20 protein-coding genes are annotated in these 20,677 nt (G+C 32.2%); 5 read left to right on the forward strand and 15 right to left on the reverse strand.

The genetic code is table 25. The annotated features are described in order from the left end of the window. Nucleotides 1-33: 33 nt before the first annotated feature. Nucleotides 34-1,641 (forward strand): methionine--tRNA ligase, encoded by a 1,608-nt coding sequence (locus tag GW846_02015; protein NDK09529.1) that lies wholly within the window; start codon nt 34-36, stop codon nt 1,639-1,641. A gap of 347 nt (nt 1,642-1,988) precedes the next feature. On the opposite strand, the gene GW846_02020 is transcribed toward GW846_02015, so the two are convergent. The 14 genes from GW846_02020 to GW846_02085 all read right to left on the reverse strand — a co-directional run bounded on the left by GW846_02020 (nt 1,989) and on the right by GW846_02085 (nt 16,831). After that, the gene (locus tag GW846_02020) at nt 1,989-2,936 is read right to left on the reverse strand and encodes a glycosyltransferase family 2 protein (GenBank protein ID NDK09530.1); all 948 of its coding nucleotides are present in this window, start codon (nt 2,934-2,936) and stop codon (nt 1,989-1,991) included. A gap of 14 nt (nt 2,937-2,950) precedes the next feature. After that, on the reverse strand, nt 2,951-3,847 hold the full coding sequence (locus tag GW846_02025; GenBank protein NDK09531.1) for an EamA family transporter: 897 nt from the start codon (nt 3,845-3,847) through the stop codon (nt 2,951-2,953). Continuing rightward, on the reverse strand, nt 3,847-5,172 hold the full coding sequence (locus GW846_02030) for a UDP-glucose/GDP-mannose dehydrogenase family protein (protein NDK09532.1): 1,326 nt from the start codon (nt 5,170-5,172) through the stop codon (nt 3,847-3,849). The genes GW846_02025 and GW846_02030 overlap by 1 nt, the downstream gene beginning before the upstream one ends. 60 nt (nt 5,173-5,232) lie before the next feature. Continuing rightward, a complete protein-coding gene (gene galE / locus GW846_02035) occupies nt 5,233-6,282 on the reverse strand; it encodes a UDP-glucose 4-epimerase GalE (GenBank protein ID NDK09533.1) in 1,050 nt (349 codons plus the stop codon). Between the two features lie 2 nt (nt 6,283-6,284). Then, a complete protein-coding gene (locus GW846_02040; GenBank protein ID NDK09534.1) occupies nt 6,285-7,526 on the reverse strand; it encodes an oligosaccharide flippase family protein in 1,242 nt (413 codons plus the stop codon). Then, a complete protein-coding gene (locus GW846_02045; protein NDK09535.1) occupies nt 7,516-9,195 on the reverse strand; it encodes a hypothetical protein in 1,680 nt (559 codons plus the stop codon). The genes GW846_02040 and GW846_02045 overlap by 11 nt, the downstream gene beginning before the upstream one ends. Continuing rightward, nucleotides 9,188-10,114 (reverse strand): hypothetical protein, encoded by a 927-nt coding sequence (locus GW846_02050; GenBank protein NDK09536.1) that lies wholly within the window; start codon nt 10,112-10,114, stop codon nt 9,188-9,190. The genes GW846_02045 and GW846_02050 overlap by 8 nt, the downstream gene beginning before the upstream one ends. Nucleotides 10,115-11,027: 913 nt before the next feature. Continuing rightward, entirely contained in the window at nt 11,028-12,086 is a 1,059-nt protein-coding gene (locus GW846_02055; protein NDK09537.1) for a polysaccharide pyruvyl transferase family protein, read from the reverse strand. Nucleotides 12,087-12,138: 52 nt separating this feature from the next. Beyond that, nucleotides 12,139-12,495, reverse strand: a complete 357-nt coding sequence (locus tag GW846_02060; protein NDK09538.1) for a hypothetical protein — start codon at nt 12,493-12,495, stop codon at nt 12,139-12,141. Between the two features lie 122 nt (nt 12,496-12,617). Then, entirely contained in the window at nt 12,618-13,421 is an 804-nt protein-coding gene (locus GW846_02065) for a glycosyltransferase family 2 protein (GenBank protein ID NDK09539.1), read from the reverse strand. Nucleotides 13,422-13,424: 3 nt separating this feature from the next. Next, nucleotides 13,425-14,528: a glycosyltransferase family 4 protein gene (locus GW846_02070; GenBank protein NDK09540.1), complete on the reverse strand. Its 1,104-nt coding sequence runs from the start codon at nt 14,526-14,528 to the stop codon at nt 13,425-13,427. Further along, the gene (locus GW846_02075; protein NDK09541.1) at nt 14,492-14,677 is read right to left on the reverse strand and encodes a hypothetical protein; all 186 of its coding nucleotides are present in this window, start codon (nt 14,675-14,677) and stop codon (nt 14,492-14,494) included. The genes GW846_02070 and GW846_02075 overlap by 37 nt, the downstream gene beginning before the upstream one ends. Nucleotide 14,678: 1 nt before the next feature. After that, nucleotides 14,679-15,632, reverse strand: coding sequence for a glycosyltransferase family 2 protein (locus GW846_02080; protein ID NDK09542.1), 954 nt, complete (start codon nt 15,630-15,632; stop codon nt 14,679-14,681). A 146-nt stretch (nt 15,633-15,778) separates the two neighbouring features. Then, on the reverse strand, nt 15,779-16,831 hold the full coding sequence (locus GW846_02085; GenBank protein ID NDK09543.1) for an S-layer homology domain-containing protein: 1,053 nt from the start codon (nt 16,829-16,831) through the stop codon (nt 15,779-15,781). Nucleotides 16,832-17,148: 317 nt separating this feature from the next. On the opposite strand from GW846_02085, the gene GW846_02090 reads away from it, so the two are divergent. From GW846_02090 to GW846_02105, 4 genes are all read left to right on the forward strand, one after another. Then, nucleotides 17,149-18,531 carry a peptidoglycan-binding protein gene (locus tag GW846_02090; protein ID NDK09544.1) on the forward strand — a complete coding sequence of 461 codons (1,383 nt, stop codon included), beginning with the start codon at nt 17,149-17,151 and terminating at the stop codon, nt 18,529-18,531. Nucleotides 18,532-18,645: 114 nt separating this feature from the next. Beyond that, nucleotides 18,646-18,939, forward strand: a complete 294-nt coding sequence (locus GW846_02095; protein NDK09545.1) for a (2Fe-2S)-binding protein — start codon at nt 18,646-18,648, stop codon at nt 18,937-18,939. Nucleotides 18,940-19,018: 79 nt separating this feature from the next. Then, nucleotides 19,019-19,267 carry a glutaredoxin gene (locus GW846_02100; GenBank protein NDK09546.1) on the forward strand — a complete coding sequence of 83 codons (249 nt, stop codon included), beginning with the start codon at nt 19,019-19,021 and terminating at the stop codon, nt 19,265-19,267. A gap of 13 nt (nt 19,268-19,280) precedes the next feature. Beyond that, nucleotides 19,281-19,682 (forward strand): hypothetical protein, encoded by a 402-nt coding sequence (locus GW846_02105; protein NDK09547.1) that lies wholly within the window; start codon nt 19,281-19,283, stop codon nt 19,680-19,682. On the opposite strand, the gene GW846_02110 is transcribed toward GW846_02105, so the two are convergent. After that, nucleotides 19,679-20,554, reverse strand: a complete 876-nt coding sequence (locus GW846_02110) for a hypothetical protein (protein NDK09548.1) — start codon at nt 20,552-20,554, stop codon at nt 19,679-19,681. The genes GW846_02105 and GW846_02110 overlap by 4 nt on opposite strands. Nucleotides 20,555-20,677: the final 123 nt, after the last annotated feature.

The raw sequence follows: 20,677 nt of genomic DNA on the forward strand, positions 1-20,677 counted from the left end.
ATAGTGCTATATTTTACGTTTAAAAACTCATGTATGTCAGAGAAAAATACTTTTTTTGTAAGCACTCCAATTTACTATACCAACGGGATTCCTCATATTGGTCATAGTTATAGTAGTCTTATCGCTGATAGCATCGCACGTTTTCAAAAAATATCAGGAAAACGGGTGAAGTTTAGTACTTGAGTAGATGAAAATAGTCAAAAAATAGTAGATTCAGCTGAAAAAGATGGAAAAGAAATCTGAGTCTATCTCGACGAGATGGCAGCAAAACACAAAGAAGTATGGGATGGACTAGGTTTAGATTATACAGATTTTATCAGAACAACTGAATCAAGGCATCATGAACTTGTGAGAGAAGTCCTTCAAAAGAGTTTTGATGCAGGTGATATCTATCAAGGAGAATATGAAGGGAAGTATTGCGTTGGATGTGAAGCATTTAAAAAAGACGATGACCTCATAGAACAGGACGGAGTACTCATTTGTCCTGATCATCTCAAAGCTCCAGATACTATCAAAGAAAAAAACTATTTTTTCAAACTTTCAAAATATCAACACCAACTTGAGGATTTCTACGTAAATAATCCAGAATTTGTAATCCCACAAGATAGATTCAATGAAGTGATAGCATTTACCAAGCGATGACTTGAGGATTTTTCTGTGAGTCGAGAAACCAATAAATTTGGGATCAAACTTCCTTTTGATGAATCTCATGTGAGCTATGTTTGGTATGATGCGTTGTTTAATTATATCACAGTGTGTCAAAATGGAGATGAGGACTTTTGGCCAGCTGACCTGCATGTAGTTGGAAAAGATATCATTCGTTTTCACGCTATTTATTGGCCTGCGATGCTCATGTCAGCTGGATTTGATTTGCCAAAAAATATTCTGACCACTTGATTTTTTACTGTTGATGGACAAAAAATATCTAAATCACTGTGAAATGCGATTGATCCCGTAGAATTTTCAGAAAAATATTCAAAAGAAATGCTCACGCTCTACTTACTCTCGACCTTTAATATCGGGCAAGATGGAGATTTTGACCAAAAACAAGCTCTATTGACCTACAACTCAAAACTTGCAAACAATTTTGGGAATCTCGTTAACAGAGTAGTCGTGCTGGCACTCAAACTCCAAGACAAGACTTGAATACTTGATACTTGATTACATAACACGCAAGTGGAAGCTGAGTGATATGCTGCCCCTGATATGTGAAATGCTGATGAGCAAGTGACGCTTGAAACCATCAATCTGACTTCAACGTGAATGGCAAGCTACGCTCATATGATGAAACTCAGAATGAATGAGTACAGACTTAAATCAGCACTTGATACGAGTTTTGAATTTCTTGATATGCTCAATAAATTTGCAGACCAAAAAGAACCCTGGAAAATGATAAAAGAGGATGAGGAGGGAACAAGAGAAGTTCTCTATACGCTCGCAGAATGACTCAGACAAGTAGGACTCGGACTCTACGCATTTTTTCCAGATAAGATGTCTGAGATGTTCACTAAACTCTGACTTATAAATTACACTGAGCAATTAGAGTCTGGAAAACTTCAAGATCTTCAAAATAAATCAGAAGTATTCAATATTACAAAGAAATGAGAAGCTCTCTTTCAAAGAATAGAAATTACTCAATAAAACTATCTTAGAAATAATTATAAATATAAGTCAAAATTATCTTTTGACTTATATTTTTTTTGAATAGAATTATTAAACCTGTGCTGGAAATTCTGCTTGCCCCGCAGAAAAGTACACTAGGGATGATGCATTTGCTCTTGCTTTTTTTTCTGCCGAAAAAAAGTTATAGTGTGTCATTACTTGCTTTGCAGTGGGTTCTTGACCCACTGCAAAGCACTTTTCTCAAAACCTAGCTGTGCTACGTGTTTTGAAAAATCCTGAATAAAAGCCCGCTTATGCGGGCTTTCAGCTTATATACATTCTGACAATAAAAAAAATCGCTCAAGTACGAGAGATTTTTTAATATATTATTTCTTATCGAAATATACTTTTTTAGTGAAATAGAGATTATCTTCGATAAGTCGTCTATTTTTAGATATAAGGTCTCAGATGATACCAAGTGCAAAAAATATTGTAGCAATCGTGAGAAAGGCTCCTGAGACGATGAGAGACTGTACATGACCGGTTGGTCCTTCAATCGTAATGTAAAAATATGTAAATCTGATTATCCCAATAAGTCCAATTATAAAAAATGCACTCGCAAGACTGACAAAAAGTCTCAGTGGGTGGTACATCGCATATACTCTGAGTAATATTGAAAGGGTTTTGTACATATGTTGCCATATGTTTTTAAAAAGCCTAGATGGACGAGTTGGTTTATTCGTCGTCATCGGTATGTAATCAATCTTTATTTTTTTACTTCCTGCTTGTACGAGAGTATCAACCGCATATGAAAAATCACTGGTTACATTAAGTTTGAGAAGGGCTTCTCGAGAGTAGGCTCTAAATCCACTCACAGAATCTGGAACTTTTGTTCCTGAGAGTATTCGTACTATTAAACTTCCAAGCCATTGAAAAAACTTTTTCATGGGTGAGAAATGTTGTATATCTTTGGTTTGTCTGTTTCCCATTACAAAATCAGAGTGTCAGTTTACTATTGGAGCAACAAGATCTGGAATATACCTCCCTGGATATTGGTTATCTCCATCAGTATTTACAAGGATATCTGCTCATTCTCGAAGGGCCTTTTCAACTCAGCTACGAAACGCATTTCCAAGTCCTTTATTTCCTCTGTGTTTGATGATATAATCAACCTTGTGTTCATTTGCTATCTCTATAGTTTTATCGCTTGAACCATCATCTATTATCATAGTTTCTATGATATCTATCCCATCAATATGAGTTGGTAATTCGCTGAGAACACTACTAAGCGTCTTCTCTTCGTTAAAACATGGGACTTGTATGATAAGTTTCATAAAAAACGTTTAGGTTATATATTTCAAAGTATACTAATAACTAGGACTCAGGCAAGCATAATTGCAGCAGCCACAAATTTAGCGACTATATTTTTTTCTTTATACATAAAATATCCTAAAAATACGCTAAATATTCAACTCGCTCTTTTCAGCGCTATAACGTAGATAACCAATGTGTATTTGAGAGCGAGCATTTGAAGAAATGCTGCAGCTCAGGTCAAGATACTCAAAGCTCCTATTTTTAAAATATTTTTTTTGGTGAGCATAGATTTAGGGTTCATACTTTTTCACATCACGAGCATAATTCCCACAAAGATGAGAGATATTACAGCGTTAGTTAAGAGCATCCATCAAATGGCACCTACTTGCAAGACTCAGAGCTTATCAAGTGGAGAGCTCACACTCCAGAGTATCGCTGTGACCAGCATATATCGAGCTCAAAGGTTTTCTATTAATGCTCGAATGGGGGCGAGAAATCATCACCTAATTTCCTGAATATTGAGAAAATATGTCCCTACAAATATTATAGCAACTCAAGCAGCTCCATATATATTTGAAAGTTCTCCACTTATAAAGTAAGAAGTCACAAATAAAAATGGAATAGTGAGCGCTGTAAGTGGAGATACGAGAGATAAGTCTCAATACTTTACTGCTTTTAGAGCAGTGATAGTTGTAACTGCATTTATGAGTGATGACGCTAGGAGGATACCAATAAACTCAATATTGAGATTGTTAAAATCTACAAAAAATATAAATGGCAATAATAAAATAAATGAAAAAAGCCTGGTTCCCCAGGCAAGAGTATATTCATCAAGTGAGTCATTTTTTTTGATATCAGTAAATGATTTTCAAGCCAGTTCTCACAGTGATTTGATAAATGCTACAACGAGAGCTAAAAATATTCAGATCATTATCTCCCGATGTTTATGTATTTAAACCCGTAATCTTTAACAATTTTACTATTCCAAATATTTCTACCATCTAATACAGTATCTCACTTCATAGATTTTTTCATAGACTTCCAATCTGGTGCAAAAAACTCATCCCATTCAGTGAGGAGCATGAGAGCATCAGAGTGTATAAGAGTCTCATAGTTTGATTCACAGTATATAATCTTATCACTTCTATTTCCAAAGAATTTCATAGATTCCATCGCAACTGGATCAAATACTCGTATTTCCTCTACTCACGCTCCAAGGAGTTCATCAATTACCGTCATACTCACAGCTTCTCGAACGTCATCTGTTTCTGGCTTAAAGGCAAGACCCCAAATTGAAATAGTCTTTCATTTCAAACTTCACATATGTTGGGCTAGTTTTTGAACTGCGATACTTTTTTGGGATTCGTTTACTTTGTCAGCACTTGAAATGACTTGAAAATCAAATCAGTGTTCTTTTCCTGTTTCTATGAGTGCTTTGACGTCTTTAGGAAGACAACTCCCTCCATATCCAAGTCCAGCAGAAAGAAAATTACGTCCAATTCTCGGATCCATACCTAGCCCTTTAGCTATATCAGTTATATTTGCTCCAGCAATTTCTGAAAAATTTGCGATTTCATTGATGAAACTGATTTTTGTCGCGAGGAAACAATTGGCAGCGTATTTAATAAGTTCGGCACTTGTGATATCTGTATGCAGTATCTGAGTATGCAACCTCTCAAAGGGTCTATAGATTTCATCGAGTATTTTTTTAGCTCGACTCGACTCTGAACCTAGCACGATTCTATCAGGAGATAAAAAGTCCTGTACAGCCGTACCTTCACGTAAAAACTCAGGATTTGAAGCGACATCAAACTCTATATCTTTTTCACGAGTGTAGATAGCTCTTTTTATGATTTCTTTACACATTTCTCCCGTTCAAACGGGAACCGTAGACTTGTTGATAAATACTTTGTATTCAGATATTTGTTCTCCGAAAGTTTGTGCTACGGCTCTGACATATTTGAGGTCAGCTTTGTTTGCATTCTCTCTATCTGGGGGAGTTCAAACTGCATTAAAAATAGCAACTCAGTGTTTTATTCCAGCCTGCGCATCTGTTGAAAATGAGAGTCTCCCGGCTTTGACGTTACGTTCTACCAGTTCAGCGAGTCCTGGTTCATAAATAGGTATTTCTCCATTATTGAGCTGATCAATCTTACTTGCATCAATATCAATACACATCACATCATGACCTACTTGAGCCAGACACGTTCATGATACGAGCCCAGCGTATCCAGTTCCAAATATTGTAAGTTTCATCTATGGTATTTATTATATTTTGAGTATAGAATACTTTTTTTTATAAAAAGTTCAATAATCTTATGATTTTTGTTTCTCTATATAGTTCCAACTGTCTGTAATGGATTCTTGGATAGTTTTTGTTGTTTTCCAAGCGAGGATTTTTAGAGCTTTTTCAGGATTACAATAGGCTGTTGCGATATCTCAAGGTCGTCTATTGGAAACTGTGTAGGGAAGTGCTGTACCAGTGACTTCCTCAGTTATTTCAATCATTTCCATCACAGAGCTCCCCGTTCACGTTCAGAGATTAAAAGTTTCAAATATTCACTGAGTTTTATTATTTTCTAACCACTCAAGTGCAGCGATATGTCAGGCAGCTAAATCCTCAACATGTATATAGTCTCGAACTCAGGTACCATCTACTGTCTCATAATCATCCCCAAATACTTTGAGTTGACTCAGTTCTCAAGATGCTACTTTCATTATGTATGGAAGCAAATTATTAGGAATATCTCGTGGATTCTCTCCTATCAGTCCAGAGCTATGAGCTCCAATCGGATTAAAATACCTCAAATTTGCTACTTTGAGTCACTGATGAGTGGCTAAATCTCGCAAGATATTTTCTATAATAAACTTACTTGTACCGTATGGGTTAGAGGTATTTCAAGTTGGTGAGTCTTCACGCAGTGGTGAGAGAGCACTTGGGTCATATACCGTAGCACTACTGGAAAAAACTATATTTTTCACTCCGTGTTTTTCCATAGATTCCGTGAGTCTGAGAGTTCACTCTACATTATTTTCATAATACATAAATGGCTTGTCACAACTCTCTCACACAGCTTTGAGTCCAGCAAAGTGTAGGACAGTATCAATTTTATTTTCTGAAAATACTTTTTCGAGATCTGCTGAGTTTCGTATGTCTCATTGGTAGAATTTTATTCAAGAACTCTTCTCAATTCTTCCATTGGAAAGGGAAGAAGAACCTGCGATTTGCTCTATTTTTTGAATAACGTCACTATCAGAGTTTGAGAGATTATCGAGTATGACAATATCATATCCAACCTCAAGAGCTGCAACTGCGCAGTGAGATCAGATATATCCAGTTCATCATGTGAGGAGAAGAGTTTTCATGATTATTTTTTAACGTGAGTCAGTTCAAAATAAAATAATACTGCAAGCAATATTGTTGTGATACATCATACTCAAACGAAACTATAAATAAAGTTCTCAAGAGAACTCGTTCATAGTGTATATACTACAATCACTAATAGTATTGAGCATGCTGCTAGTAACTTATTTGCATAATTACTATTCCATCACACAAGTATCTTTGAGAAAAAACTCATGTACGCAAGTAAACCATAATACATCAGTGACCAAAGATAAATATCAAAATACTCTGTGAGTTCAGGCTTCAGAATATGAAGTATAAAATTTCAAAAGAATACATTAAATACTAGAGCACTTACAACAACAAGAGTCATAATGACGAGTGGATTGAGTATGAGGTGTCGTGGAACTGTTGCTTTTGAGTGTTCTAAGATTTGTCCATAATACACCGTTTCAATGGAGAGCAGTAAAAATATCAAAAATTTTCCCAGTACAGCAATACCTACATACGCTCCAGCACTTGTAGCATCAAATATATTTTGCACAAATATAACATCAATATTCAAGAACAGTGCAAAAAAGAAACTAATAAGAAAAAATTTTATAATTTCCTTTTTATTATTTCTAAAATCTTTGAGTAATTCACTTGTTTTTCAAACAGAGCTTGTTCATTGAAATATGAATTTTAAATAGAGTATAGATATTCATAGTGAGATCAATCCACTTAGTACTACTCAATAAATAGCTCAATAAATATTGTACCCTAAATACACAAGTCAGATTCAAATCATGAGCTTCATTACAGGACCAATAATTTGAGAGAAAGAGAGATAATTAAATTGTTTTAATCATCTGAGAGATGACTGAACGACAGTTGATACAAAACTCAAAAATATGGTAGTTCCAATAAGTATAAAATACCCATATTCACTCACATCAAAATAGCGAGCTAACAGGGGAGTAAACATCCAAAAAATAAGAGTTCCAATCAATCAAACTACACTCAATATCTTGAGTGAAGCTACAAAAATATATTTCACTCGACCAGTGTCCCAGATATTTTTAGATATCTCTTTATTGAGAAACAGTATAATCCCAGTAGATATAACTCATATGAGATTCAGGACTCACATAATACTTCCAAATACTCAAAAATCCTCCAGTGTCATATACTGGAGCATGAGAGGATAGTAGGCATAGTTAATAGCTCAAGCTATTATACTCGCTCACATTATAAGTGCTATATTGTAATAGTTATTTTTCATTTTTTACTTTATATATTTTGATATGTTCGCTATCAAACAGTTTTTCATAATGAACTGTATCCTCTTCTAAAAACATATATTTTCTCCAGTCTGCACAACTTGAATTAAATAGAACATATTCAATCCTATTTTTTATAAGTAAGTTTATGTCTTTGTTATTTACAAACTTATTTATGTCTATAGATTGGGATGCAACACTATTTGAATACAGTTTCCCTATTTCTATATTATCAGAAGTGACAATATTAGCAGGATAGTATAAATCCTTTGCTCGATTTGCAGTCACCTTACCGTAAGTCCAATCACAAGCCATATAGCTATGCCAGGGAAAATTTATGATTTTACTGTCTGCTGGAATCTTAGTTTGCACAAATTCACGAGCTTCAAATATATCATCTGGATAATCAGATATATTGAGTTGCCCCCAGAATCAAATAAGCATTGTGGGAACCCATAGAATTGGCAATACTACGATAAATACTTTTACAAGGTATTGAAAAAGTCGTTTAAATATATTCTCTTGTATATTATTGAGCCACTTAGAGTGGAGTAAATACATAGATCATATGACAAAATATATCATGTATATTCACTGCGTCAATGCTAACCACTTTTGAGGTTCTCTCATACCGATATAAAACGGCAGATATTCATAAAGTATTTCACTTGACCATCCCCAAATTGGCGATGCGATTCACATAGATAATATGTATGCTATAACTGCAATACTACTGAGAACAATCGCTATATATTTATCTCTGATATAGAGTTTGTATCATCCGTATACAACTATAGTGAGTACTAGAATTGCAAATATATACCAATACTTCATGATATCATCGGGAGATATGATATGATATTTTTCACCCCAAAAACCATATCCAAACAGATGAGTGAGATCCACTCATAGTCCAGATAAGCTGTTTCATTGAAATACTTCAATATTATCACGAGTGAATGACTCAAGCTTGGACACATTTGTATTGAGTCGAAGGGCATAATCTCAAACAAGCCAATTTATATTGAGTAAAATAACACCAAAAAGTATGAGCATAAACTGGATAATATTCTTTGGGTACATCAGAGTCAATACTGTTAATATCAGTACGATCAGTAATATTGCGTGTGGAAATATCATCCATGCCACAGCAAATGGAAACATAGAGAGTATTCACAGGTTGTAGTACTTCAGAATCCTGTGATAATCATATGTTGCATCGCATGGTCGAGCTCTACAAATCAGAATTATTAGTATTCATATTATGAGCATATAGCTTCCAAATGCTATTCCCGTTTGACTAATAAGTCGCTCATACATAAATGGATTATATACAGCCGCAATTATAGCAGCTATATCAAGCGTTTTACTTCTAAACTGGGGAAATGTTGTTCAAATATACTTTGATATTAGTAGTCATGTAGTGATTCAAACAAGAATTACAAATACAAAAAAAAGTTTTGAAAACAGTGCATATCATAATAAATATGATAATAAATGAGTTAAGTGTCAAAATATTGATACTTCAAAAAATCATCTAAATTCTGTGAAAGGTGCAAATCCAGTATCAAGTAGGAAATATGTACCGAGTAATAAGAAGAAACTTGGGAAAAGATTAATTATCAGTATTCCAAGTATCAGTATGATTATGTGCCAAGAGTTTTTAAGCATTCTTTTTTCTATATTTATAATAACTTTGTAATCATCATATAATTATTAATATATTTATAATAAACAACACAAAGTATATATGATATTTTCAAACTTTTTGAATCTGTAAGTAATCATTAGAACTTGGTGTAAAGTAAACTTCTCAATTTTTACAGTCTTCAACTAATAAATTTGTATCTCAATCTATCCAAAAAGAATTACAAACTGATAATTTCTTTGAATCAAGTATCAAATTATAAATATAAATATTTCAGATTTGATTTGTATTCACTAAAATTCATTGAATCAATAATTCTTCTTCAAGCTCTAATCTAGAAATAGTATTTCTATAAAAATTTTTATCAGTATTGTCGTCATAAATAATCTTATTTACTCAATATTCTTCAAGTTTATTTACCCAGTTTAAAAGCCTAAAATTTGTAAGATTTTTTAAGTCTAACTCAAATCTTTTATTTCAACATCCAACACATCTACTTTGAATAAAGTTTCAATCTATAAATAATTCTAATAAAGAAGAAGACCCAAATTGCTTGATTCAGTTTCAAAAATTATAAACAGGAAAGTATTGAGGAGGATAGACTAAAATATTATCATTTTTTGAAATGAGTTCTTCATTATTTAATATTTTATAATCAGATGGTATATTGGATTTTGTTATGTTACTTGTTATTACATTTCAGCTTAAAAAAATAATCAACGTTGGAATTGAAGCAATAAAAAATAAAATAGATGGAATTTTGATATTTTTATTATATATAAGTAAAAGTAATATTAAAACATAAATGAGAAAGAAGAATTTAGAAGTATTTCTGAAAATTGAACTTAGTGGAATAGAATAAAATATGTTTGTAAAAACATTAGAAATTTGAGTGACTTCTCATAGTATTAAAAATGATAGGAAAATAATTAATCATACCATTATAATATTATTTACATTTTTTTTTGACTTATTTAATATTAATATAAAAATTGGAACAAAAATCCATAGAGATGTGAAGTATCCAATTAATGTATTATAAAAAGGAGAATAGTTTCTATATAAGTATCAATTATTTCAACTAAAAAATCACCAGTCAGTAATTCCTCTTATAAATGTTATTATATTTGTTCAATTTCTGTAAAATATTTCACTTGATAGTATACTATTTGCAGCTTCTTTACTAGAAAAAAAGAAAAATATATTTGGAAAGATAAAAATAAAACTTATTAAAATTCAGAATATTAAAAAAGTAAAATTTTCTTTTGATATGATATTATTACTTTGAAAAATTATTTTTACTATAATTCATAAAACTATTAACATCAATCAAAATGGAAGATTTACAGCTGAGGCTAATCATATGAGTAAATAATAAATAAAATATCCCCAATATGACTTTTTAAGTAATACATATATACTCAAAGGTATCATCCAGTAAATGTATACAAATATACTAGCTCAAACAAAGTTTATTATTGAGAATGTAGAAAATGTATATCCTAATGAGATAAGGACAGAATATTTATAGTTTGATTTATTGTAATTTTTTATCAATAGTTCTATTCAAACCATTGAAATAAAAATAAATATAAATATTGATAAAGAATGAAATATTTGAGGATTAATTCATAAATAAATAATATTTTTATAAATAAATATAGGTATACTAAGCCAAAAATCAGATGATTTAATTTCTCAAAAATTAATGGTAGAATAATAATCTCAAATATTGTTTAATCATGAAGTTGCATTGTTATTTCACACATAAGCTGCAACTAAAGAAGAGGAAATAAATCATTTAATATATATATAAACAGAAACTATAAATGAAATTAAAATATAGATTACATAATTATACATCATATTTTTTTTTATTATTTATAAATAATTCGTCTATTTTCTCTTTATAGCTGGTATTATATTTTAGTAAATTTTTTGAAGCCATTTTAAACTTAACTTTTTTATTATCTAATAGAATGTCAGAGAATATATAATCTAATCCACTTAAATCATTTATATTTAAACAAAATTCTTTAAGATTATTTTCAATAAAAAAATTTGTAACCTTTGGGCTATAAGATAATGCAATTGTTGAAATTCATGATAATACTGAAAAAATATTTCAATGTAATCTTGCACTAATAATAATATCAAGACCTTGTATTTTTTTTATATAATCATTAATTCAAGAATATTTTAATATTTCTATATTTTCATATTTACATTGGCTAATTAATTTATCTCATACCCATATGTCATCAAATTTTTCATTCTTTGAAATCAACAGTGGTAAAAAAACAAAATCTAATTCAGTGTGTTTATTAACTATTCATGATATGGTGATTATTAAATCTTGGAAATTTTCTTTATTTGGAACAAAATATAATAGAGAAATTCAAATTTTAGTTTTTATATTTTTGGAATCTTTAATATCAAATTTTTCTTTATCGAAATAACTTACAGCTAAATCAGGAAAAACACTAAATTTATTTTTATTTAATTGTAATTTTTTTGCCGATTCTTTATCTCTAAAAATTATATAATTAGATAATTTTCATGAGATTTTTGCTAAAAGCAATGAATATCAAGATATATTTCATACTCAAACTCAGATATAATATATTTTTTTTCATAAAACTTTTGAAAATAAATTCACTATCAACATTTTATAAAATACAATACGAAAGAATCGAGCTCATTTTAATTCCATGAAAAGATCACCTCAAAAATATACTACTGAATCAATCTTATATAATATCTTTATTTTTTGGTTAAAATCTTTTAAAAAATTAGTATCAATTATATTTATTTTATTCTTTATGTTTTTTGGTATTTCAGCATCTTCAGATGCATTTACATATATATTAAATTTATCTGCTGGATAAAACTTTAATATTAAATCTAAGAACATATCATCTCATAAATTTCCTCTTCAGTATGATCAAAGAAAAAGGATAGATTTTTTATTTTTCATCGTTTATATTTTTTATTACTTTACAAGGATTTCATGCTGCAAACGTATTACCTGGAATATCTTTAGTAACTACACTTCAAGCACCAATTATTGCATTATCTCAAATAGTAACTCATCATAGAATTATAACTCTTGATGTTATCCATACGTTTTTTCAAATTATTATTTCTTTAATATATGGGTCTTTAAGAAGTTTATCAGTACTTTTATAACCGGATGTTAATAACATACAATCGTATCATAGAATAGTTCAATCTCAGATATATATATTTCATATATCCTGAAAGAATGTACCTCATAAAGAGACGTTATTTGCATATATATTTTTTCATAAAAGGTAAGACATTTTTCATGAGAATTTACAATTATTGCAATTAGATAATCATTTTTTAATTATCCATTTAAACGGTGGAATAAATTTAAGTATTGGGAAATTACTTAACAATCAACCTATTTTTCCTATCATTTTTACTTATTTAAAAATAAACCTAGCTTACCACTAACTAACTCTATAAACTTCAAACTTATTATCCCTAAACTTAAATGAGGTTTTGTGTAAAAAGACTTGTTAGTAAAAAATATTTTAAGTCTGTTTCAAATTCAAAGCTGAGAATCTGAGTATTCTTCTTGATTTTCACTATAAGCTTTCATTGTTTTTCCATAATTAAATCTCTTTTTTAGATTCTGCATGAAATCAAAATCATAATAATCATGATAAATTTTATTTTCTGAGTGTAGTCTGATGTTGTATCCTAGCTTTTCAATTTTTTGTGGAACGATAAATTCTTCAAAAAATATTATATCTTCAGGATACATTCAAACTTTTTTAACTAGTTCTTTTTTTAAAAATCTAGGAGCTTCCATTTGCGTTCACACATAGAGGCTTCTTTCAAATGCTATACACTTAACCCAATATGAGTCTCACACATCACTTACTGGAACACAAACTCAAGCATTATTTAAGTCTTTTCATATTAATTTTACACATTCTGTAATTAATCATTTATCAATAAACATATCTCAATCAATAATCAATAGATACTCTCAATTTGCTAGCTCTATACCATAATTCTTTTGAGCTGTTCGTTCAGGTCACTTATTAAAAACGTTTTGAGTATATTTTTGAGCAATTTCCTTTGTAGTATCAGTACTATTATTATCAACAACTATTATTTCTATGTCTTTGTAGTCTTGAGCTACAATAGATATAAGACACTGTTCGAGAGTGCGAGCAGAGTTATAGGTCGGGATAATTATACTTACGAGTGGCATATACTATATTTTGATTATTTTTTTAAACTCCTTATATCTCTCATCCCATCATCCAAATTTTTTTATAAATGCAAGAGAAGATTCTGAAATCGTAATAAGTGCGTGCCTATCAGATGTTAACACTACTAATTTGCTTCACATAGCTTCATAATCTCAATCTGAAACTAATATTCAGTTTTTTCAGTCTCTCACACTATCTCGAAGTCACGGTACATTATACGCAATAATTGGAAGACCAAAAGAGTTTCACTCAAGTACAATAAGTCCATATCACTCTTTTGTAGACGGTACGAGCATAACTTGAGCTCTAGGTAAATACTTTGTAACCAAATCATGAGAGAATCAGAGAAAATGAACTCTATGAGCTATTCAGAGCTCAGCTACAAGCAGATTTAGTTCATTTGTATACTCCTGGTCTTGTGGGTTTCAAATCACATTCATATGATACTCAGAATCTGTTTGAGCCAAAATCTGAAATGCTCGGATTGCGTGGTCTGCTCGCTTCATTGGCGTAAGCCTGCCATAAAACACTATTTCTTTTTGTTTATTTTCCCAATTGATAGCATTTATAGGTACCAAGTGTGTTGCATTTTCTACGACTGATATATTTGTAAATCAGTGCTGTTCTCTTAGCTCATTCGCTGTAGAATTTGATACAGTTATAGTTGGAATATGCTTATAGAGTGAAAAAGTCCAAAATACAAAGCGAATAAACATCCAATTAAGAGGAAAGGGAAATGCTGTTTTATATTCATGATCACCAATATGATGAATAAAGAAATATATTGGAATATGTTTTTCATATAAAGGGGAGATGAGGGGAATACCTCCAGCTTCATCGATAATAATATCTACTGGATTGTTTTTTTTAAACTCCTTGTACCATTTCCAAGCGAGAAAATATATTGTATTGATTGAGTATTTTCTGATTATTCGTATTCACTCTATTATCTCAGATTCAACTGCTCCATCAAATGAACTCCCGAACCATGTCACTCTATGACCATCTTGTACTAATCTCACAGCGTATTCAAAAATGACTCGTTCAGCTCAACCTGCACGAGGGTGTTTTATATCTTTCCATGTGAGAAATAGTATATGCTTCATGAATTATTTTTGAAGGCAAAGTTGTAAAATCTTACTGTTTTTGTTTGTATTTTTCATTTTAAAGCTCAGTGTGAAGTGGTGTATGCAAAATATGCATAATGCTTTTTTATTTGAACTGTTGCATCTTTTGCAACAGTTCGCTCTGCCATATTACTTTTTTATATTTTTGCAATCCTTAATAATATACATTGGTCTACCTTGCACCTCTTCATGAATACGTGCTATATAGAGTGCTATAAGCCCAAGAGCCATAAGCACGATTCAAACAAGTGCCATATTAATCAGCAAGAGAGCAGCTATATTTGAAAAAAAGAATTTATTTATAGTTAATTTATCCACTACAACAAATACAAAAAGGATTGAAGATATCAGTGTCATAAAAAAACCAAAGTATCCAACAAGCCGAAGAGGAAATATACTAAAAGACGTAAGGGAGTTTATAGCTAGAGTCCAGAGCTTCTTGTAGCTATAACTAGAGTCTCAGTTATCAAGTCGCTCACGAGCATCAAATACGAGTGCCTTTTTATCGAATCCGAGCCAATCAATTATACCCCTATAAAGTCTATTTCGTTCTGAAAACTTGAGGAAATAATCAACCACTCTTCGATCAAGGAGTCTGTAGTCAGTAGTCCTGTCCTCAAACTCAAATTCTGAGATAGCATTAAACACTTTGTAAAAAACTACTGAGGATAATTTCTTGAGTTTACTGGCTCCAGCAATACTCGGACGAATATTGTAAACTATTTGGTACCCAGCTTCCCATTCTCAAATAAAATTTGGTATTTGTTCGACAGGATGCTGTCCATCTCAATCAAGCGTAATAACTGCATCTCACATAGCATGCTCAATCCCAGCAGTAATAGCGACCTCTTTTCAGAAGTTTCGACTGAGGTTAATTCACTTCACATTAGAATCATCAAGAGCGAGCTTCTCGATTTCAAACCAGCTCGTGTCAGAACTTCAGTCATTTACAAATATGATTTCAAAATTGTAATTTTTTATCTGAGAGAGAACTCATTGAATCTCTGCATATAAAAGTGGGATATTTTTTTCCTCTTTAAAAACAGGAATTACAAGAGATATAAGTTTCTTTTTAGGAGGCATTGATGTATACTTAAAAATATGTCTGAATTATACAAATATACAGGAATAAATAAAGTTTAAATCAGTGCAAATCACGTATTCTTCATACAAGGTATATACAAAAAAAAGACTGAGAAAATCTCAGTCTTTTTTAATCAAACAAATGATTATTGAGCAGATACAACATTCATACCTCTTACAGCAATCTTAGATGTTTCAGCTCGAGTGATACTATCACTTGGTCTGAACAATGGATTAGCTGAGATGATATCATAGTTTCTAGCAGCAGCTACGTACTTAACAGCCCAACCAGATACATCTGGAAAAGTAGTAGTAGTAACTGAAGCATCTACAGCAAGACCAGAAGCGTTAAGAAGAATCTTCATAGCTTCAGCTCGAGTGATGTTTGAATTAGGGAAGAAGTTTCCGTCATTTCCATCAACGAGACCTAGAAATTGAGCTCGTCCAACAGCGTTAGATACCCAAGTTCCGTTTTCAACATCTCCAAATGTCTCATATTGAGCATCTTCAGAAGTGTAAGCTTGACCAAATGATCGAAGAGCTATTTTAAGAAACTCAGCTCGAGTGATTTCATTTTGAGGTCTGAACTCACAAGTACCAGTGTATCCTGAAACAATTCCAAGGTCATAAAGTGCAACGATATAAGCGTAAGCGAAGTTTGATTCGATATCACAGAATGGAACAACAAGTCCAACTCCGTCAGTACCATTATTAGTTTCTTCGTCAGTTCCATTATCTACACCTGTAGATCCACCAGTTGATCCTGAATCAGTAGAACCACCGTTAGAACCTGAACCTCCAGAACTAGATCCACCACCACTAGACGATCCACCACCTGAACTAGATCCACCACCTGAACTAGATCCACCACCTGAACTAGATCCACCAGTTGAACCAGTTGATCCACCAGTACCACCAGTTGAACCGTTAGCAATAGTATTACCATTTTCATCAGTAACTATGTATCCAGCTTCAAAGTCACCATATCCATATCCGTAACCAAAACCGTAACCAAATTGATTACCAGTTGTACCGTACCCAAATAGGAATTCAGCAGGATTAGGGACACCATTAGCAGTCATACCATCAAATGTTCTCCAGAAACCCGCAAGAGCTCCTGATACGTTAAGTGCAAAAACAAGTGCAGCTACAGTTGCAACTGTAAAAGCTCTCGAATACACTGAGTTAGAATTTTTCATAATTCTATAAAAGTTAAAAAATAGATGCGTGAAATATTTTCAGCATAATGACAAGTATATCTATAATAGTTTACCTGTCGAATAATGTAAGTGATTATTTTGTGAAGAATCACAATCACTTTTGTATATGTGTTTTGGTAACTATAAACGCGCGTACTATAGTTTTTGAAGAATACACTACTGGGTGGAAAGTAAGTGCCTCCTTAAAAACTGTGTGGATTATAAGAATAAACTTATGGAGTACAAGATTAACTTTTACATATCTCTTAAAATTTATACAATATTTTTACAAAACTTTAATGTGTAATATAAATCAAATGGTAAATTGGCTTGCAAAGATGCTATATTATTCAGTGGTGTGAAGTGCTGTATGATACATACTGACAGTTTTAATTATGCAACCAGGAAGTTTTAGTTTGTGAATATATCCACTATTCGCAGTGATACTGCTTCCACTTGTGAACCTATTATATAATACTATTTCTGATGACTCACACTCTAGATTTGATTCAAATCTATTTATAAATATATGTATTGTTTGATTTGTCGCACTCATAACTCTTTGATTTTACGTATCTTGATTTTCTAACCCAATCATCTACATAGCTCTCTATACGGGAGTGAGTTTGTATTTTAAGCTTGATACCAGATATGTTTTTGGATGAGCATTAGTTATTTTTTGTTTTGTAGCTCTCTCATTGATCCTAGATTCCAATATGTACGCAGAATCTCTCTCTGTTTTGGCATATTACCTACTGGTGGCTTGAGTACTCCTGCAAATAGTAGAATCCATTCGAGATTCAAAAAACACTGACACTGCAAATCAAAACTATCAAACAACTCCATACATTTACACCTACGATGTAAATACGCTTGTATCTGTGAGCTCCTGAGCTCTCAGCATCCTCTTACTCGAAGCTTTTGTACTGCAAAGCGTCGAATTTGCATGGATTGTAGTAATAGTGTTCTATGTAGTATTTATGATATCGAAGTTTATTGGATACAATATTGATTACACAGTTACGAGATATAAACCATCAGACATCACAGCGCTAAGAGTGTTTGCACTGAGCTACGCACTCTTTATGATATTGTATTCTCTCTTACTTAACGGTTCAGGCATAGGAACAGTTGCTTTTTGAATCTATCATCTCGTCGTAAGTATAGTATTTATACTTTGAGGTCTTGTAGTATTTTTTGACATCCCGTTTTTAGACTATAAAAAACTTTGAGTGTATAAAAGTGCAAGTTTGCTGGTAATTGTAGCTTTGGTAGCTATACTTGTGTATAACATACTATTTGCTATACCTCGAGTCGCTGCTCCTGAATTTGCAGATGATAGTTCACTCACTGACGTGACAACTGAACCAGTTCAGATTGTAGATGAGGAAATAATTGCAGATCAACTTCCATGAGATACAGTATTTGAATCTGTTGGGGAAAACTATTCTCTGACTCCTTGACTCAGTGTGGGAAGTAGCTGAGACGGGGTTCGTGATTTACAAGAAGTGTTAGCGAGGGCTGGATATTATGAGGGAGAAATAAATGGTACTTTTGATGAAGTACTGAGACAATCTCTCATACGAGCACTTATAGAAACGTGTGATTGGCCAGAAACTACCCAAGGAGTATTTTGACCTCAGTCAAAAGAGTGTATAGACACTATGCAAATCCCAGTTGTAGCTAGATTTGATAACTAACATATATGAACACAGAACTGATACAATTTTTGAGTCTCAGTGTAGGGCCCGTTTTAATTATCTGAGTCCTTGTCCTGGTTTTAAAAATATTACATAAAGATAAAAATAAAGATTATGACACAACTGAGAATTGAAAATAATAAGGGAGAACTCATCAAGGAGGTTCCTATAGACGTGGGCAGAGTACTGCTCTCTCAACTTGAATCTCATGATATAGAGATACCTAATGCCTGTAGAACTGGTATGTGCGCAGCATGTATGTGCAAGATAGTCTCGGGGAGTGAGCATGTTATAAAAAATCTGCGTGGTGAGCCAGCTTTTCCACTGTGAGAAGACGAAGTCATGACCTGTATCGCTTGAGTGAAAGAAACAGACGAGACAATCGTACTACAAACACTGTATGAATAGTTCATACACTTTTCTTAAATTATTGTAGTATATTCTATGATTCATAGAAAGAAGTTTAGTTCCTAAAAATTATAAAAAAATGATAACAGTTTTTTCAAAAGAATATTGTCCATATTGTTCGGCAACAAAACAATTTCTCGATTCCCACGATATAGAATATCAAGTGGTTGATTTAGAAAATGATAGAGAGAAAATGATGGAAATAGTTCAAATATCAGGACTCATGACCGTTCCACAGATATTTGATGGTGACATAACTCGAGAAAATCTCATCGGTTGATACGATGATATGATGGCAAAATACAAAGCAGGAAAAATATTTCAATAAATTTAATACAATTATGAACATCTTTGCAGGGAATATGACCCTCCCATGAAATATATTACAGATTCCAGATCTGGATTATGATATTATCACACTCAGTCAAAAGAATTTCTTCATCATGTGAGGTACTGAAAACTTTAGTACGGTTGAGGAACTGAGAGCTGATTTAGAAAAATCGTTTTGAGAAATATCTGTTTTTGATGTCTCATTTGATAGAGATGATAACAGAGTAGAAATTCTTTCAGAAGAATATCCAGAAGATGGAGTGTATGAATGCGTATCATTTGAAGGACCAAATGTCGATATGCAAGATATAATAGAGCGATTTACTGACAGTGCTGAACTGGTGAGTGTCAGAAAAGCTGGAATCTCACCGTCCTATGGAAATGATATCGTAAAAGCAGATTTTTTATTTTAGTCTGTTTGAACATTGGTTTTGAACTCTGCTTCATCGAGGATGAGGTCAAGTGGTTTCAGAAACTGAGTACCAGAATCTGGTAATACAACGAAGCTCTCATTTATGAGTGCTTTTTTATTGTTTATGAGAGTATCAAGAACCGTTTTATTATAGTTATTGAGAAACTCGTGTTGTTTTAAGAACTGATTTACAAATACAACATCCGTGAACGCTTCCGTGTATTGTTGTCTGAGTTCATAATACGAGTCAACTTTTTCTAAGGTTCCAGCTTCATCAAAGCTGCTAAAACTATTTTGCATAGCTGTTTTTGTAGCTTCAATTTGTAGAGAAAGTCTGTCTATTTCTTGCACTAAGAGTGCTTTTTGAGACTGCAGACTTTTAATAGAGAGGGTAGAGTTTTTGTATCTATTTTCAAGTTGAGAAACAAATCATTCTAGGGTTGCTTCTCTATTTGAAGAAGTGTTTAGCATTTGTTTTATATCTGTTTGAGAGAGATTGAGGTATTCTCGGATAATGAGCATATTTTGAGAGATAAGTTGCTCACGAATAGTACTACGCTCTTTGAGGTCTGTTCAAAGAGACTGAATATCTCGATAGTAGGTATTACTCGCATTCACATTCCCATTTGTATATTGCATCCCGATTCTTGTAGAGAGAGCAACCCCGACACTTCAGTAATTTGCAGCATAGGCACTTTGATATTGTTCTTTGTTAGTTATTGAAGTGTCTATTTCTTCTTGGTTTTGATCAACTTTTGCTAATTCCAAGCTCTCTGAATCTAACATCATCGTTGCAAATTGAAAGACGACAACAAGTACACTCGTTATGACAATGAGTTTTAAATACACGTTTCCAGAAGTTTCATAGTTCATGTTGGTACATTTCTAAGTACTAAATTATATATACTATAACATATTTTTGAGTATTCAGGAAAAAAATAACATATTTTCTCTAAAATTAGATTGTATATAGAGTATAATTTGTGTATAATCCGC

This window comes from Candidatus Gracilibacteria bacterium (assembly GCA_010119145.1).
In the GTDB taxonomy this organism is placed as follows: Bacteria; Patescibacteriota; Gracilibacteria; order BD1-5; family UBA6164; genus JAACSU01.